The 16,501-nt window shown below is 61.7% G+C and carries 14 protein-coding genes; 7 read left to right on the forward strand and 7 right to left on the reverse strand.

Going from position 1 to position 16,501, the window contains the following annotated elements:
- The first annotated feature begins 42 nt into the window (after positions 1-42).
- The 6 genes from V6765_RS20775 (at position 43) to V6765_RS20800 (ending at position 7,003) form a co-directional block, all read left to right on the forward strand.
- The gene (locus V6765_RS20775) at positions 43-1,074 is read left to right on the forward strand and encodes an aldo/keto reductase (protein ID WP_448432348.1); all 1,032 of its coding nucleotides are present in this window, start codon (positions 43-45) and stop codon (positions 1,072-1,074) included.
- 171 nt (positions 1,075-1,245) lie between these two features.
- Positions 1,246-2,172: an ArsR/SmtB family transcription factor gene (locus tag V6765_RS20780; RefSeq protein ID WP_448432350.1), complete on the forward strand. Its 927-nt coding sequence runs from the start codon at positions 1,246-1,248 to the stop codon at positions 2,170-2,172.
- Positions 2,173-2,294: 122 nt separating this feature from the next.
- Positions 2,295-3,803 carry an arabinosylfuranosidase ArfA gene (arfA, locus tag V6765_RS20785; RefSeq protein ID WP_448432352.1) on the forward strand — a complete coding sequence of 503 codons (1,509 nt, stop codon included), beginning with the start codon at positions 2,295-2,297 and terminating at the stop codon, positions 3,801-3,803.
- A 128-nt stretch (positions 3,804-3,931) separates the two neighbouring features.
- On the forward strand, positions 3,932-5,209 hold the full coding sequence (locus V6765_RS20790) for an extracellular solute-binding protein (RefSeq protein ID WP_448432354.1): 1,278 nt from the start codon (positions 3,932-3,934) through the stop codon (positions 5,207-5,209).
- Positions 5,210-5,279: 70 nt separating this feature from the next.
- Positions 5,280-6,161: a carbohydrate ABC transporter permease gene (locus tag V6765_RS20795; RefSeq protein ID WP_448432356.1), complete on the forward strand. Its 882-nt coding sequence runs from the start codon at positions 5,280-5,282 to the stop codon at positions 6,159-6,161.
- On the forward strand, positions 6,161-7,003 hold the full coding sequence (locus V6765_RS20800; RefSeq protein WP_448432470.1) for a carbohydrate ABC transporter permease: 843 nt from the start codon (positions 6,161-6,163) through the stop codon (positions 7,001-7,003). Before V6765_RS20795 ends, V6765_RS20800 begins: the two co-directional genes overlap by 1 nt.
- Before the next feature lie 86 nt (positions 7,004-7,089).
- On the opposite strand, the gene V6765_RS20805 is transcribed toward V6765_RS20800, so the two are convergent.
- Positions 7,090-8,163: an ABC transporter ATP-binding protein gene (locus V6765_RS20805; protein ID WP_448432358.1), complete on the reverse strand. Its 1,074-nt coding sequence runs from the start codon at positions 8,161-8,163 to the stop codon at positions 7,090-7,092.
- Positions 8,164-8,771: 608 nt separating this feature from the next.
- Between V6765_RS20805 and V6765_RS20810 the strand changes: the two genes are divergently transcribed.
- On the forward strand, positions 8,772-8,966 hold the full coding sequence (locus V6765_RS20810; RefSeq protein ID WP_448432360.1) for a hypothetical protein: 195 nt from the start codon (positions 8,772-8,774) through the stop codon (positions 8,964-8,966).
- A 70-nt stretch (positions 8,967-9,036) separates the two neighbouring features.
- On the opposite strand, the gene V6765_RS20815 is transcribed toward V6765_RS20810, so the two are convergent.
- The 6 genes from V6765_RS20815 to V6765_RS20840 all read right to left on the reverse strand — a co-directional run bounded on the left by V6765_RS20815 (position 9,037) and on the right by V6765_RS20840 (position 16,401).
- On the reverse strand, positions 9,037-10,449 hold the full coding sequence (locus V6765_RS20815) for a M20 family metallopeptidase (RefSeq protein ID WP_448432362.1): 1,413 nt from the start codon (positions 10,447-10,449) through the stop codon (positions 9,037-9,039).
- 134 nt (positions 10,450-10,583) lie between these two features.
- A complete protein-coding gene (locus V6765_RS20820) occupies positions 10,584-12,125 on the reverse strand; it encodes an ABC transporter substrate-binding protein (protein WP_448432364.1) in 1,542 nt (513 codons plus the stop codon).
- 32 nt (positions 12,126-12,157) lie between these two features.
- Positions 12,158-13,018, reverse strand: a complete 861-nt coding sequence (locus tag V6765_RS20825) for a serine hydrolase (RefSeq protein ID WP_448432365.1) — start codon at positions 13,016-13,018, stop codon at positions 12,158-12,160.
- Positions 13,011-14,645, reverse strand: coding sequence for an ABC transporter ATP-binding protein (locus V6765_RS20830; RefSeq protein ID WP_448432367.1), 1,635 nt, complete (start codon positions 14,643-14,645; stop codon positions 13,011-13,013). Before V6765_RS20830 ends, V6765_RS20825 begins: the two co-directional genes overlap by 8 nt.
- Positions 14,642-15,460: an ABC transporter permease gene (locus V6765_RS20835; protein ID WP_448432369.1), complete on the reverse strand. Its 819-nt coding sequence runs from the start codon at positions 15,458-15,460 to the stop codon at positions 14,642-14,644. Before V6765_RS20835 ends, V6765_RS20830 begins: the two co-directional genes overlap by 4 nt.
- Positions 15,457-16,401: an ABC transporter permease gene (locus tag V6765_RS20840; protein WP_448432371.1), complete on the reverse strand. Its 945-nt coding sequence runs from the start codon at positions 16,399-16,401 to the stop codon at positions 15,457-15,459. The genes V6765_RS20835 and V6765_RS20840 overlap by 4 nt, the downstream gene beginning before the upstream one ends.
- Positions 16,402-16,501 lie beyond the last annotated feature (100 nt).

Raw genomic sequence — 16,501 nt, forward strand, 5'->3', positions numbered from 1 at the left:
GCGCGACCGCCTCTGCCATCAGTCAATAGAAAGGAAACGCTCATGGATTATCGCAGGCTTGGAAACAGCGGCGCCGTGGTGACCAGTCTCTGCCTCGGCACCATGACCTTCGGCGACGAGGCCGACGAGGCGACCTCGTTCCGGCTGATGGACGCTTATGTCGCGGCCGGCGGCAACTTCATCGATACCGCCAATGTCTATTCGACCGGCCTTTCCGAGGAGATCGTGGGGCGCTGGCTGAAGCAGAAGCCCGGCATCACCAAGGAGCTGGTGATCGCCACCAAGGCGCGGTTTCCCATGGGCGACGGGCCGAACCGCATCGGCCTGTCGCGCAAGAACCTCGCCGAAGCGCTCGATGCCTCGCTGGTCCGCCTTGGCGTGGAGCAGATCGACCTCTACCAGCTTCATGCCTTTGACGCGCTGACGCCGCTGGAAGAATCGCTGCGCTTCCTCGACGATGCCGTCTCCAGCGGCAAGATCGCCTATTACGGCTTCTCCAACTTCCTTGGCTGGCAATTGACCAAGGCGGTCTGGATAGCAAAGTCGAGCGGCTTTTCCGCCCCGGTCACCCTTCAGCCGCAGTATAATCTCTTGGCGCGCGGCATCGAGCACGAGATCGTCCCGGCCTGCCAGGATGCGGGAATGGGGCTTTTGCCGTGGTCGCCGCTCGCCGGCGGCTGGCTTTCCGGCAAGTACAAGCGCGACCAGATGCCGACCGGCGCCACGAGGCTCGGCGAAAACCCGGCGCGCGGCATGGAAGCCTATGACAAGCACAATGCCAAATCGGTGACCTGGGAGGTGCTCGGCGCGCTGGAGGACATCGCCGGCGCGCATAATGCCAGCATGGCCCAAGTGGCGCTCGCCTGGCTTGCGGCGCAACCGGCCGTCACCTCCGTCATTCTGGGCGCGCGCACAGAGGCCCAGCTTGCCGACAATCTCGGCGCGGCTGAGCTTCAGCTTTCCACGGACGAGATCAAGCGCCTGTCGGACGTTTCCCACCAGCCGATGCCGGATTATCCCTATGGAGAGGCCGGGGCGGCGCAGCGCTTCCGCAAGATCGAAGGCGGTCGTTGAGAATTTCGAGGCCGGCGGCTAGCTGCCGGCATCGCTGCTTTTTGGGGCCATGCGGGCCGGGCAGTCCCGCGAGGCGGAATTTGCCATTCCGCGTGTCGGGAAATTTGACCGCGCCAAGAATCCTGATATGAACGTTTTTTGACGAACGCCTGCCAGCAGCGAACCACATCCATGCCACGTAACTTTCTTGTCGTTGATCCTGAAAAGGACATGCATGTCATCAAGGGCCTTGCAGCGCCCGCGCGCATTTCGGTCCTCAAGCTGTTGCGGCGCAAGGGCGCGCTCAATGTCAAGGAGATCGGCGAACTTCTGGACCTGCCGCAGTCGACGGTGTCACTGAGCGTGCAACTGCTGGAGGAGGCCGGGCTGATCCGCACCGAAAGCCAGCGGGCGCGCAAGGGCAATCAGAAGCTCTGCACCAGCATTTATGACGAGGTCGTCATCATGTTCGGCGATGCCGCGGAGGAGCGCCGCAATGACGCGATCGAGGTGGCGATGCCGGTCGGCCTCTATACCGCCTGCGACGTCAGCGCGCCTTGCGGCCTATGCACAGACGAGGGGATCATCGGGCTTCTGGATGTGCCCGATTCCTTCCTCGACCCGGCGCGCATGAAGGCGGGGCTGATCTGGTTCACGCGCGGTTCGGTGGAATATCAGTTTCCCAATAATGCCCGGCTCGACAATCGCGACGTCGCCGAGATCGAATTCTCCGTGGAGCTTTCCTCTGAGATGCCCGGCACCAATCCGGACTGGCCCTCCGACATAACGATCACCGTCAATGGCGTCGATATCGGCCAGTGGACCTCGCCCGGCGATTTCGGCGACCGCCGCGGCGTCTTCACCCCCGACTGGTGGAAGCTGAAGGGCTCGCAATACGGCATGCTGAAGCGCTTCCGCGTGACCGACACCGGCTCCTTTGTCGACGGCGTCCGGATGTCGGATGTCTGCCTTGCCGATCTCGGGCTCGAGAAGAAGCATTCGATCCGCCTCTGTCTGAGCGTGCGCGACGACGCGCGCCATCCCGGCGGCATCAATATTTTCGGCAAGGGCTTCGGCAATTACGATCAGGATATTGTCCTGCGCCTGACGACGAGATAGCCCCGTCGGGATAAAAACCTGCCCGCACAACTCCGGAAAACCGCTTGACGAAAGGATCGATCGGGTCTTTATTATCCATAAATATTGGTTTGCACCAAAAAACAAAATTTCGGGGAGGTAGCATGCAGGCCCGCGTCACCGCGCACAAGAATTTCACCATATCCACGATCGATCCGAGGCTCTACGGCTCGTTTCTCGAGCATCTTGGACGCGCAGTATACACCGGCATCTATGAGCCTGACCATCCCAGTGCGGATGAGAATGGCATGCGCCGCGATGTCATCGATCTCGTGCGTGAACTCGATACCCCGATCTGCCGCTATCCCGGCGGCAATTTCGTCTCGGCCTATAACTGGGAAGACGGCATCGGCCCGCAGAGCGAGCGCCCTACCCGGCTCGACCTTGCGTGGCGGACGGCGGAATCCAACCAGGTCGGCATCCACGAATTCGCCCGCTGGGCCGAAGCCGCCAATACCGAGATGATGCTGGCCGTCAATCTCGGCTCGCGCGGGCTCGATGCGGCACGCAATTTCGTCGAATATGTCAACCATCCGGGCGGCAGCTACTGGTCCGACCTGCGCCGCAAGAACGGCCAGGCCGATCCGTGGAACGTCAAGCTCTGGTGCCTTGGCAACGAGATGGACGGCCCCTGGCAGGTCGGCCACAAGTCCGCCGCCGAATACGGCCATCTCGCCAACGAGACCGCCAAGGCGATCCGCGCCTTCGACGACAAGCTGGAACTGGTGGTCTGCGGCTCGTCCCATTCCGAAATGCCGACCTTCCCGCAATGGGAGGCCACGGTTCTGGACGAGACCTATGACCAGGTCGACTATATCTCGCTGCACATGTATTTCATGAACTATGAGAAGAACACGCGCGAATATCTGGCGCTGCCGGAAAAGCTCGACCGCTATATCGGCACTGTCAGCGGCGTGATCGACTATATCAAGGCCAAGAAGCGCTCGAAGAAGAACGTCAAGATCTCCTTCGACGAGTGGAACGTCTGGTATCACGAGCGCGAAGCGGACGAAAAGCGTATGAAGGAGTGGGACTGGCCGCACGCGCCGGTTCTTCTGGAGGATATCTACAATTTCGAGGATGTGCTGCAGGTCGGCTGCATCATCAACACCTTCATCCGCCGTTCGGATGTGGTGAGCATCGCCTGTATCGCCCAGCTCGTGAACGTCATCGCGCCGATCATGACGGCGCCCGGCGGCGCTGCCTGGAAGCAGACGATCTATCATCCCTTCCAGCTCGCCTCGCGCTACGGTCGCGGCACGGCGCTGGCGCTCGACGTCGACTGCGCCACCTATAATGCCGATATCGCGGCCAATGTGTCCTATCTCGACATTTCCGGCGTCCACGACGCGGATGAGGGCACGCTGACCTTCTTCGCCATCAACCGTCACGGAGAGGAGCCGATGACGATTGATCTGGCGCTGGAGCGCTTCGGCGAAATCAGGTCGGTCGAGCACACGCTGATCAAGCATGACGACCTCGAAGCGGTGAATACGCAGGAAGATCCGGAAAACGTGAAACCCGTGAAGCAGGACGGCGCCAGCGTGTCCGGGGCCAAGGTTTCAATTACGGTGCCTGCCTATTCCTACTCGATGATCCGGGTGACGCTCTAGCGTCAGCAGCGTCGCCGCTGCGCGCAATCAAGCAAGACGGCGCGCCGCATGCCTCCTGAACCGAGGCCGGCGCGGCGAAAATGCCAACCATACGGCGGGAGGCCGTATTGCAAAGAGAGGAGAAGACGATGGCTAGAATGTTAGGTGCGGCCATGGGCGCGATCATCGCCGCGGGGGTATTCGCCACCGCCGCCCAGGCTCAGGAAACGGTCACCTGGTGGGACTTTCTCAGCGGCGGCGACGGCGTTCGCATGAAGCAGCTGATCTCCGATTTCAATGCCGAGCATGAAGGCGAGATCACCATCGACGCGACCACGCTGGAATGGGGCACGCCGTTCTACTCGAAGGTGCGAACCTCCGCCGCGATCGGCGAAGGTCCCGATATCATGACCTATCACGCAAGCCGCATACCGCTTGCCGTCAGCCAGGGCATCCTGCAGGAGATCACGCCTTCGGACTGGGAGACGATGGGTCTTTCCGAGGCCGATTATGCGCCGGCGACCTGGGACGCGGTGACGGTGGACGGCAAGCAGTACGCCGTGCCCTTCGACACCCATCCGATCGTGCTCTACTACAACAAGGACGCGCTCGCCGAAGCCGGTCTCCTGACCGAGGACGGCAAGCCGATGGGGCTTGATTCCCGCGAAGGCTTCGAAGCCACGCTGAAGGGTCTGAAGGAAGCGGGCGCGGAGTTTCCGCTTGCCTCGACCACCGCGGACGGCACCTTCATGTTCCGCACGATCTACTCCCTCATGGGCCAGCAGGACGGCGAGCTGATATCCGACGGCGAATTCCTCGCCGGCGACAACGCCGAAAAGCTGCAAAATGCGCTGGCCGTGTTGCAGGGCTGGACCAATGACGGGCTTCAGACCACCTATACCGACTATCCCGCGACCGTGGCGCTGTTCACCTCCGGCGAATCGCCGCTGATGATCAACGGCGTGTGGGAAGTCCCGACGATGATCGACCTCAAGGAAGAGGGCAAGCTGTTCGAATGGGGCGCCGTCGAGCTGCCGGTGATCTTCGACCACCCCGCCACCTATGCCGACAGCCATTCATTCGCCATTCCCGCCAATTCCGGCAAGGAGATGAGCGCGGAGAAGAAGGCGGCCGTGCTGGAAGTCATGTCATGGATGGCGAAGAACTCGCTGTTCTGGGCGACGGCGGGCCACATCCCGGCCTACGGTCCGGTCACGGAGTCGGCGGACTACCAGGGCATGCAGCCGAACGCCACCTATTCGAGCGTGACGGAAAACATGATCTTCGACCCGAAATCGCCGCTCGCCGGCGTGGCCGGGCCGATCTATGACGTCATGTCCACCTATTTCGTGCCGACGCTCAATGGCGAAATGGAGCCGGCCGAGGCCGTGGAGGAAATCAAATACGAGCTGAACGATCTTCAGTGATCGCTGCGGGCCGCCGGCATCAACGCCGGCGGCCGTTTCGCATGGCAGTTCTACGATTTGAGGCCTCACAATGCTCCGCAACAAACGAAACGAAGCGATTGTCGCCCTGCTTCTGGTCGCCCCGTTCGTGGCCATTTACGGATTGATCTTTATCTATCCGACCATCCGGCTGCTCATCATCTCGTTTCAGGATGCGCCGCTGATCGGCAGCGGCGAATTTGTCGGCCTCGACAATTATACCCGGCTCTGGGGTGACCGGCGCTTCAACACGGCATTCTGGAACACCGCCTATTTCGTCGCCATCACCGTCATTCCCGGCACGCTGGTGGCCTTCGCTATTGCGCTCGGCATCAACCGGCTGAAGGGCAGGCTGCAGGCGCTGGTGCTGGCGATGTTCTTCCTGCCCTATATCCTGCCGGTATCGGTGGTCTATCTGATCTGGGACTGGACGCTGAACTTCCAGTTCGGCATCGCCATGTATATCTTCGATATTCTCGGAATCGATCGGGTGCCGGTGTTCAAATCCACCGTCTGGTTCATGCCGGCCGTTGGTCTCATCACGATATGGTGGACTGCGGGCTTCTCGATCCTGCTGTTTCTCTCCGGACTGCGCGCCATCCCCGCCGAGATCTACGAGGCGGCGGCGCTCGATAACGCATCGCGTCTGACAACCTTCCGGCAACTGACCTGGCCGCTGATGTGGCCGGTGACGGCGCTGGTGCTGACGATCCAGCTGATCCTGCAACTGAAGATCTTCGACCAGGTCTATCTGTTTTCGGTCGGCGGCCGGCCGAACGACAATCTGGTGCTTGTCTACTACGTGTTCCAGCGGGCCTTCCAGTATGACCAGGGCGGCCGGGCCGCCGCCGCTGCCGTCGTCCTGTTCATCATCGTCATCGTCGTGTCGGTGCTGAACTTCCAGCTGACCAGGCTTTCGAAGGGGCGCGAATGATGAACGCAACAACGGCAAAACGCCTGAATGTCGCCGGCCTCCTGATCACGCTGCTGACGGTCGTGATCGCCGTCATATGGGCGTTTCCGCTCTATTGGGGGGTCATCTCGTCGCTGAAGCCGGAAGACGAGGTGGTGCGGCGCTATATCGAATTATGGCCGGAAACCCTGACCTTCTCGCATTATTATTTCGCGCTGACCCAGACCCAGATCGGCATCTGGTATCTGAATTCGATCGTCACCGCACTTGCGATCACGGTGCTGACCGTCGGGTCCTCGATGTTCTGCGGCTACGCGATCTCGCAGCTTCAATTCCCGTTCCGGCGGGTCCTGTGGTGGCTGATCCTGGCGAGCTTCATGGTACCGATGCAGGTGCTGATCGTGAACCATTTCGAGCTGATGGCCCGCTTCGGCCTGATCAACACCTGGGCCGGGATCGTTCTGCCGCAACTGATCCACCCGGTGGTGATCATCGTCTACAAGCAGTTCTTCGACAATGTGCCGAAGGATTTCCGCGAGGCGGCGGCGATGGACAATGCCTCCGAATGGCGCATTCTCACGCGCATCTACATGCCGATGAACTGGGGCGTCACCACCGCGCTTGCGATCGTCACCTTCATCTGGTCGTGGAATGCTTTTCTGTGGCCATTCCTGGCGGTCACCCAGACAGAGATGATGACGATCACCGTCGGCATCACCCAAGTCAACGACGCCTTCGGCGTCTATTACGCCCGCGAACTATCAGCCGCGGTGCTGGCCGGCCTGCCGGTTGCGGTCGCCTATCTGATCTTCCAGCGCAGGGTGACCCAGGCGATCACCCTCTCCGCCGGCATCAAGGGGTAAAACGTCACACGATCATGGTCATGCAAAAACGCCGCGGCATCCTGTCCGCGGCGTTTTCGTGAGGGACCGAAGCGCTCCCGATATCGTCAATGCACGTGATAGGCGTTGCCGGCCTCATCGAAGAGGTGAAGCGCCGTTGCATCGAAGACAAGTTGCACCTGATCGCCGGTCCTGGCTTCGGAGCGCCCGGTGTCGGTGGCGATCAGTTCCGTGCCGTCGGCAAGGGTGCAGTAAAGCAGCGTCCTTTCGCCGAGCCGCTCGACAACGCCGACCGTCGCCTTCGTGGTGGCCGTTTCACCTTCTTCCGCCACGCGCACGGCTTCCGGGCGTATGCCCATCTCGTAGCGCCCGGCTTTCATTTCGGGAATGTCGATCTTCACAGTCGAGCCATCATTGAGACGCGCCATACGGTCGTCAGCTGAGAGATCGACCTCCAGGAAATTCATACCGGGTGAGCCGACAAAACCGGCCACGAAGCGCGAGGCCGGCCTGAGATAGATCTCCATCGGCGTGCCGATCTGTTCGATCCGGCAATTGTTGAGCACCACGATCCGGTCGGCCAGCGTCATGGCCTCGGTCTGGTCGTGGGTCACATAGATCATCGTCGCCTTCATGCGGTTATGCAGCCGTGCAAGCTCGACGCGGGTCCTGACCCTGAGCGCCGCATCGAGGTTCGACAGCGGTTCGTCGAACAGGAAGGCCTTGGGCTCCTTGACGATCGCCCGGCCGATCGCGACGCGCTGGCGCTGGCCGCCGGAAAGCTGGGCGGGACGGCGCTCCAGCAATTCCTCCATCTCCAGCATGCGGGCGGCTTCCTTGACCCGGGTCTCAATCTCATCCGCGCCCATGCGGATATTGCGCAGGCCGAAAGCCATGTTGTCGTGCACGGTCATATGCGGATAGAGCGCGTAGTTCTGGAACACCATCGCGACATTGCGCTGGCCGGGCGCCAGGTTTTCACTGCGAACCCCGTCGATCGTCAACGCCCCGTCATCGATAGTCTCAAGCCCCGCGATCATCCGCAAAAGCGTCGACTTTCCCGAACCCGAAGGTCCGAGAAACACCATCAACTCGCCGGATTCGACGGCGAGCGAAATATCGTTGATAACATTGACGTTCCCGAAGCTCTTCGAAACACTGTCGAGCTTGATTGGAGCCATCTTTTCCTCCCGAAACGGCTTTTGAACCATTCTTTCCGGTCCGCACCAGAAGTCAAGATGTAGAGTGTCGCCATCGCCGCATGGTCGCAGAAAAGCCGATAAGATTACCGCACGGACAACACGCCACCAAACTCAAGCTAATGGCTTGTGCGAGAGACAGGCCTCTGGCGTTGCTATTCCGCTTGGCAAAGGTCCCTTCCCTACCCGGCTTCAGCAGCAACGCCTTTCTCTTTGGGGAACCTGAAATCACGTGATGATCTCGGCCAACGTTTTCCGGACTCCCCCTTTCACAGACGAAATGAAGAAGCTCCGTCGTTATTTATTATCTGTAGTATTGAAATATAAAATAGTACATATACCATAAATACACAATATATCTAAAATAGACATGTAAAAATCGGTAATTAAACTCAAGTACGACCTCGTATTCGAATTTAATTGCGGCCGATTGTGCCTCATCAAAGCTGCTGAGCTCGCCACAGGCCGCACAGCGCCCTCGGCCATCGCCGACCGGAATCATTCAAGTTGTCCGGTCTGCGGGCGCGCCGGGACTGAACCGTAAAATTTTGCCCTACGACTACACGCAACCCAGATTCTGGAGGAGCCCGATGACCAACCCGACGACCGACCGAACCATCTGCGACCCCCAGTTCCGCAACACCGAAAGAAGACCGGCGCAAGAGCTTTACGATTTGATCGAGATCGCCCTTGAGCTTTCAATGCGGCTCGGCCACGCGGACACCGCGAGCTATCTCTTCCTCGCGAGCGATTGCCTGCAGGCAAGCAGAAAAGACATTTCCTGAGCGCAACGTCGCATTCATGCGTCGTGCGGCGTTGGCGTGTCTGCGTGAACAGTTTTTGCTCTGAACCTCGTCAGCGCGTCTTGCCAGGCCGCTTCCGCCCGGTCTTCTCGCTCCATTCGGCCCATGTTTGCTCGATGAGCTCCGGATCGGCGGCGGCTTTGAGGCCGGTGGCGGCGATGGCCTTGGCGGCGTGGACGAAGGCCTTGTGGGCGGCCGGGCTCTTGCCCTGGGCGACCACCTGCCAGGTGTGGGGATTGGTGCCGATCGCCCAGGCCGGCGTCCAGCATTGCGCCGTGGGAATAACCCAACTGACATCGCCGACATCGGTCGAGCCGGCGCGGAAATGCGACTTGCCCTCAAACGCCCTCAGTCCCCGGTGAAGCGGCTGGCTTCCGTCGACCCGGCTGTTGGAAAGCGCATCCTCCCGAACCTGATAGAGCCGGATGCTGCTATCGATCGCCTCCTGCGAGAAGGTTTTCTGAATGTCTTTCGCGAAAGCCTCGTCGGCCTCGTCGAAGGGCACGGGGCCGAGCGCCGTCATCTGCTCGTGCATCGCCGTTTCGAGCGTGATGTTGGGCAGCAGGCTGTTGGTCGCCTTGCCGAGTTCCAGTTCGACACTGGTCTCCGTCATCATAGCCGCGCCTTCGGCGATCTTCTTCACCCGTTCGGCAAGCGCCCGCGCGCCGACGATTTCCGGAGCCCGGATCATGTAGCGGCCGGCCGCGCGCGCCTGCACGACATTGGCCGCGACGCCGCCGGTTTCGGTGATCGCGTAATGGATCCGGCAATCGGAGCGCATGTGCTCGCGCAGGAAGTTGATCCCGATATTGGTGAGTTCCAGCGCGTCGAGCGCGGAACGACCGAGATGGGCGGCGTTGGAGGCATGCGCGGCCGTACCCTTGAAGCGGATATCGTACTCGATCACGGCGAGATTATTGGTGGAGCGCACGCCGTTGAAGGGGGCCGGATGCCAGGTGAGCGCGAGGTCGACATCGTCGAACACGCCGGCCTCGGCCATGATCGTCTTGGCGCCGCCGCCCTCCTCCGCCGGGCAGCCATAATAGCGCACGGTCGCGGCAATGCCGTTCTTTTCCAGATGCCGGGCAAGGCCGACGGCCGCCAGAAGCGAGCCCGCGCCGAGCAGGTTATGGCCGCAGCCATGGCCGCTTGCGCCCGGTTTGTCGGACTTCTCCTCGGCAATGCCGGCGACCTGGTTCATGCCGGCCAACGCATCGAATTCGCCGAGGATCGCGATCACCGGCCTGCCGCTGCCATATTCGCCGCAAAAGGCGGTCTCGATGCCGGCAACGCCGCGCGTGACGGAAAACCCGTATTTCTCCAGAAGCGCCGCCTGGAGCTTCGCCGATTCGAATTCCTCGAATTTCAGTTCGGCAAGCTCCCATATCCGGTCGGAGAGTTCGATGAATTCCGGCTTCAATGCCTCGATTTCATTCGCGAGTTGTTCGATCGCCTGCTGCGTCATGGGGAGGTCCTGTTTGCTGCCGGGGCAGCGGGTCTGGGGTCATGAAAGGTCGCGCGGCCCATGTCGACGGGCCGCGGGATAAGGGTGTTTGAGGAGAAACGCCGCGCCGCAGGTGCAGCGCGGCGACGAGCCGGTCAGTCGACCGAGACTTCCCATACGCGGGGATTGCCCTGCCATACGGGGGAGCCTTCGAGGCTCGCGGTCGCGGCCCAGATGTCGACCATGTCGTACATGAACAGGCCCGGCATATCCTCGAGCATCAGCGTGTGGAAATCGTCGAAGATCTGCTGGCGCTTTTCCTGATCGGTTTCGCGATAGGCGGCGTCGAGCAGTTCGATGGCCTCTGGATTTTCCCACATCAGCGATGTGTTCTCGTCCTTGTCGCCGACATAGAAGCTCATCATCAGCGCCGGATCGAGACGCGGCGAAACCGACTGTGAGATCACCTGGTAATTGCCCGAGCGGCGGCGTTCCACCTGGGTGGCGTAGTCGAGCACCTCGATTTGCACGTTGAGGCCCGCCTGCTGCATCATCGCCTGGGCGATGATTGCCGCCGGATAGCTCGGCACATTGCCGCGACGGTTGGCGATGATCGAGATCGGCTCGCCGTTATAGCCGGCGTCCTTCAACTCCTTCTTCGCCGCCTCGATATCGTAGGGCAGGCACTCTTGCTGGGTCTCGCTGTAATAGATCGAGTTGGTCGCGATCATCGAGCAGTTGGGCGTGCCGGTTCCATTGGAGGCGGCGGCGACAAGCTGCGGCAGATCGAGCGCCATGGCCATGGCGCGGCGAACGCCCGGATTGGCGAGCACCGGATCGCGGGTCTGCATGTAGAACAGGTTCTTGCCGTTGTTGACGGCGACGATCAGCTTGCTGTCATCGCGATCCTCGAATTCCGGCATCAGGTCCGGCGAGACTTCGGCGAGATCGAGCGCGCCGGACTGGATGCCGGCCTTCACCGTCGAAGCGTCGGGAACCACCATGAACTTGACGCCGTCGGCGAGCGGGTCCTTGGCCCCGACCGTGCCATCCGGTTCGCCGTCGTTTGGCGGCGAGACATAGGCGTCATTCTTGGCGAGATGGACATATTCGCCCTTCTTCCACTCGTCCCACTTGAACGGGCCCGTGCCGATCGGCGCTGCGAAGCTGCCATCCTCGCCCACGGATTTCGGCGAGATGATGCCGGTGAATCCGCATTCCGGGCGGGCCATCAGGCCGAGGAAGACCGCCGAGGGCTCGGCAATGGTCATCGTCACGGTGGCATCATCGACCTTCTCGACGCCGGTCAGCTTGACCACGCGGCTGCCGTCGAAATCCGGCAGGCAGCGCCACTTGCTGTCGGCGTCCATGTAGCGGTTCATGGACCAGACCACGTCGTCGGCGGTCATCTTGTCGCCATTGTGGAAGGTGACATCGTCGCGCAGCGTGAAGGTATAGGTCAGCCCGTCATCGGACATGGCGACGGACTTGGCGAGAAGCGGTTTAACCGCGCCATCCTCGGTATAGCCGACGAGACCTTCGAGAATGTGCATCATGATCGCGTCGGTATTGCCGTCGCGGTTAACGCCCGGATCGTTGGAGCGCAGGTCGGAAGAGAGCGCGACGACGATGTCGCGCGCGGCCGCCGTCTGGGTGAGCGCCGCCAGCATCACGCCGGCAAGGAGTAGTTTCTTCATGGTTATCCCTCTTTGGTTCTGTTGTCAGGCCTTCAAAGTCCGGTGAAACAGGCGCGGGCAAGCCGGCCGATCGTCTCGAGTGCCACCGTATAGCCGGGAAGCCCGTCCGGCATGGTGAGCGGTACCCCGTCCGTGTAGGCGGCGAGGATGAAAAGCGGCGCGCCGTCGCGATAGACGATGCCCGCATCCATGCGCCCGCGCTTTCCCCTTCCGCCCTTGCTGGCGATCACCGTGTCGAAGGGAAGGCGCGAGTGAATTCCGTAGCGCAGGACCTGCGATTTCAGCATTTTCAGCGCGAAGGCCGACAGCTCCTGCGAAATGCCGAGCCGCGCCGAGGCATCGGCATCGGTCTGGGCGGCAAGGATGGTATCGAGCAGCATCACCTGGTCGGCCGCCGTCGTCACCGTCACCGCGTCGAGCGGATGGTCGTGCGGCAGGGCGATCGGCGGGATCAGGAAGCGGTGATGGGTGCCGGTCATGCCGATTGCCGCGCAATAGGCCTGAACCTCCTCCAGCGTCAGCCGCTCGAACACCATATGGGTGCAGACATTGTCGGAAAGCGTGATCATGCCGGCGATCGCATCGCGCAGCGACAGCACCATGCCGGGCGTCATGTGGCGCAGCACGCCGCTCGCCACCTGTTCGGCGTGGCGCGGCTCATAGACGATCTTCTCGTCGAAGCTGAGCCGCCCCTCCCCGATCGCCTTCAGCGCGGCCATCATGATCGAGATCTTGCGGGTCGAGGCCGACGGGGTCTCCTCGGTGGCGCCGCGCTCGATGGTTTCGCCTGTCAGCAGGTTCTTGACCTTGAAGCGGACGGTGAAATCCCGGGCATCGCAGATCTTCGCGAGCTCGGCGGCCGTCGCTTCGGTCTTTTCGGTTGTTTCAGTCATCTTGTTCCTCCAGACGCCATTTGAGCTTCACGCCGCCGCTCTCGTTGAAATCGAGCGCGGGAATGGCCCGAAGCAGGCGTTGCGTATAGCCGTGCTGCGGGCGGTCGAAGATCTCGTCGCGCGGGCCTTCCTCAACAATCTTGCCGTGCTGCATCACGATCACCCGGTCGGCAATCTGCTCGACCACGGAAAGGTCGTGGCTGATGAACAGGCAGGAAAAGCCGTGCTTCTTCTGCAGGTCGGCGAACAGCGCCAGCACCTGCGCCCTGACCGTCACGTCGAGCGCGGACACCGGCTCGTCGGCGATCAGCAGTTTCGGCTCGCGCACCACGGCGCGGGCGATTGCCACGCGCTGGCGCTGGCCGCCGGAAAGCTCGTGCGGCAGGCGGTCGGCGAACTCGCCGGGCAGGCCTACTTCGGCAAGGGTCGCGAGCGCCCGTCGGCGCCGTTCGGCAGCGTTGAGCCCGGGCATGGTGCGCAGCGCCTCTTCGACAAGCTTGACGATCGTCATGCGCGGGTCGAGGGAGGAATACGGGTCCTGGAACACCATCTGGCAATTCTGCCGATAATTCGCCCAGTCCTGTTCCCGCGGCTTGCCGTTGAACAGGATATCGCCCTCGGTCTGGTGAATGAGGCCGGCGATGGTGCGCCCGAGCGTGGTCTTGCCGGAGCCCGAGCCGCCGACCAGCGCCACCACCTCACCCTGACGGATATCGACCGAGACGCCGTGCAGGGCACGCTTGGCCTGACCCTTGCGAAACAGCGCGCCGGCCTTGTGGTAGTCGACGATCACGTTCTTGACGGAAAGCACCGGCGTATCGTCCGGCGGGAATGCGCGCGTTTCGCCGCGCCCCGGCAGCGATGACAGCAGCTTGCGGGTATAGGCGTGCTGCGGGTTTGTCAGGATGTCGTCGGTGGTGCCGGTCTCGACGACGACACCCTTTTCCATCACCGCGATCCGGCTGGTATAGCGTGCCACCATCGGCAAATCGTGGCTGATCAGAAGCACCGCCGTGCCTTCGGCGCGGGTCAGTTCCACCATCAGCTCCATCACGTCGCGCTGGATCACCGCGTCGAGCGCCGTTGTCGGTTCGTCGGCGATGAGCAGCGCCGGTTTCAACAGCATGACCGAGGCAAGCATGATGCGCTGGCGCATGCCGCCGGAAAACTCATGCGGATAGGCTGACAGCGCGCCCTTCGGATCGACGATGCCAACCCTTTCCAGCATGGCGAGGATCGCATCCCGGCGCTTTTCGCGGGAAAGCCCGGTGTGGAGCTTCAGCCCTTCCTCAAGCTGCCGGCCGATAGTCATCGACGGGTTGAGTGAGGTCATCGGCTCCTGGAACACCATACCGATCCGCGCGCCGCGCAGCGATCTGAGATCACGCGGGCTCATGGTCAGCGTGTCGCGGCCCTCGAACACCGTTTCGCCGCTGACAGGCGTGATGCCGGCGGGCAGAAGCGACATCAGCGCGCGGGTCGCCAGCGTCTTGCCGGAACCCGATTCGCCGACAATGCCGAAAATCTCGCCGGGTCGAACATCGAAGGAGACATTGTCGACGAGCTTGACGCCGTTGCCGAGGGAAAGCGTCAGGTCGCGTACGGAAAGGAGAATATCCCTCATCATTTCAGCCCCCTCATGCGCGGGTCAAGCCGGTCGCGCAGCGCGTCGCCCAGAAGATTGATGCCGAGAAGCGTGAGCGCGATGCAGAGGCCCGGGAAGACGCCGAGCCACACGGCCTGCTCGATGAACGGCCGGCCGGCGGCCAGCATGTTGCCCCAGGTGGGCGCCGGCGGCGGCACGCCGAGGCCGAGGAAGGAGAGCGCGCTTTCCGACAGGATCGCCCAGCCGAACATGGTGGTCGCCAGCACCGACATCGGCGCCAGGCAATTGGGCAGGATATGGCGGAACACCGTGTAGAACTCGCTGTTGCCCATCAGCTTCGAGGCCTCGATGAATTCGGATTCGCGCAGCGTCAGCACCACGCCGCGCACCAGCCGCGCCATTGACGGCGTATAGGCGATGCCGAGCGCGAAGATGATCCCGTACTGGTTGGCGCCGAAGACGGCGAGCAGGCCGAGCGCCAAAAGAATGCCCGGAAAGGCGAGCAGCGCATTGTTGACGGCCATGATCAACCCATCGGTGAGACCCCGCGTATAGCCGCTGACGAGGCCGATCAGCGTGCCCATGACAATGGTGAAGGTGACGGTGAGCGTACCGATCCACACGCTCGCCCCGGCACCGACCATGATCCGGCTCAACACGTCGCGGCCGAATTCGTCGGTGCCCATCCAGTGGGCAAGGCTCGGTGGCTTCAGCCGGGCGACGAAATCGAGTTTGAGCGGATCATAGGGCGTCCAGAACGCGCCGAGAAGGGCGACAACGAGTAGGAGACCGATCAGGAAACCGCCGATCGCGGCATTATAGGAAAGTTTTCTCATTGTGCCGTCACCCGGGGATCGAACAGCGGATAGAACAGGTCGATGATCAGATTGACGACGACATAGGAGAGCGCCACCAACAGCAGGCAGCCCTGAATGACCGGGTAGTCGCGCTGGAAAATGCTGTCGACCATAAGCCGGCCAAGCCCGGGGATCGAGAACACGGTCTCGATCACCGCAATCCCGCCGAGCAGATTGCCGAGGATCAGGCCGATCATCGTCCAGGTCGGACCGAAGGCGTTCTTGAAGGCATGACGCCATAGAACGGCCATTTCGGAAAGCCCCTTGGCGCGGGCATGGGTGATGTAATCGAGCCGCAGGACTTCGAGCGTCGAGGCGCGGGACATGCGCAGCAGCACGCCCATCTCATGCATGACGAGGGTGGCCACCGGCAGGATGATATAGATCAGCCCCTCGGTGAAATTGTCGCGCAGTGACACGTAGCCGAGCACCGGAAGCCAACCAAGCTCGAGCCCGAACAGCAGGAGAAGCAGAAGGCCGAGCCAGAAAGTCGGGATCGAAAGAAGCAGCGTCGCCGTTCCGACAAGCGCGAGATCCGTCACCGAATTCTGCCGCCACGCCGCGATAATGCCCGCGGGCACGGCCAGAATGGCGGCGAGCACCACCGCGATCAGCACGATCTCGCCACTGATGACAAAGCGCGAGGCAACCAGCGGCAGCACAGGCTCGTCATTGATGATCGAGCGGCCAAGATCGCCGGAGAGCGCGTTTTCGCTCCAGATCAGGAATTGCTGCGGCAGCGATTTGTCGAGACCAAGCTCGGTCTCGAGCGCGGCGATCTGCCGGTCGTCGGCCATATCGCCGAGCAACAATTCCGCCGGATTGCCGGGGATGAGACGGATAAGGCCAAACACAGTGATCGATACGATGATCACCGTCGGTATAGCCATCGCGACGCGATGGAGGAAAAATCTGAGCATCAGAACCCCTCTGAGCCCTGCCCTTGCGGCGGCAGGTTGCTTATTGGCGAAAGTATGACGAAGCGAAAAAGACACCGCAATACTATGATAATTTTCATAG

It is taken from the genome of Martelella sp. FOR1707 (genome assembly GCF_053484265.1).

Excerpts from the sequence above, each read along its gene's own strand:
- V6765_RS20775 (WP_448432348.1), top strand. The coding sequence starts at position 43 with ATGGATTATCGCAGGCTTGGAAACAGCGGCGCCGTGGTGACCAGTCTC.
- V6765_RS20780 (WP_448432350.1), top strand. The coding sequence starts at position 1,246 with ATGCCACGTAACTTTCTTGTCGTTGATCCTGAAAAGGACATGCATGTC.
- arfA (WP_448432352.1), top strand. The coding sequence starts at position 2,295 with ATGCAGGCCCGCGTCACCGCGCACAAGAATTTCACCATATCCACGATC.
- V6765_RS20790 (WP_448432354.1), top strand. The coding sequence starts at position 3,932 with ATGGCTAGAATGTTAGGTGCGGCCATGGGCGCGATCATCGCCGCGGGG.
- V6765_RS20795 (WP_448432356.1), top strand. The coding sequence starts at position 5,280 with ATGCTCCGCAACAAACGAAACGAAGCGATTGTCGCCCTGCTTCTGGTC.
- V6765_RS20800 (WP_448432470.1), top strand. The coding sequence starts at position 6,161 with ATGAACGCAACAACGGCAAAACGCCTGAATGTCGCCGGCCTCCTGATC.
- V6765_RS20805 (WP_448432358.1), bottom strand. The coding sequence starts at position 8,163 with ATGGCTCCAATCAAGCTCGACAGTGTTTCGAAGAGCTTCGGGAACGTC.
- V6765_RS20810 (WP_448432360.1), top strand. The coding sequence starts at position 8,772 with ATGACCAACCCGACGACCGACCGAACCATCTGCGACCCCCAGTTCCGC.
- V6765_RS20815 (WP_448432362.1), bottom strand. The coding sequence starts at position 10,449 with ATGACGCAGCAGGCGATCGAACAACTCGCGAATGAAATCGAGGCATTG.
- V6765_RS20820 (WP_448432364.1), bottom strand. The coding sequence starts at position 12,125 with ATGAAGAAACTACTCCTTGCCGGCGTGATGCTGGCGGCGCTCACCCAG.
- V6765_RS20825 (WP_448432365.1), bottom strand. The coding sequence starts at position 13,018 with ATGACTGAAACAACCGAAAAGACCGAAGCGACGGCCGCCGAGCTCGCG.
- V6765_RS20830 (WP_448432367.1), bottom strand. The coding sequence starts at position 14,645 with ATGATGAGGGATATTCTCCTTTCCGTACGCGACCTGACGCTTTCCCTC.
- V6765_RS20835 (WP_448432369.1), bottom strand. The coding sequence starts at position 15,460 with ATGAGAAAACTTTCCTATAATGCCGCGATCGGCGGTTTCCTGATCGGT.
- V6765_RS20840 (WP_448432371.1), bottom strand. The coding sequence starts at position 16,401 with ATGCTCAGATTTTTCCTCCATCGCGTCGCGATGGCTATACCGACGGTG.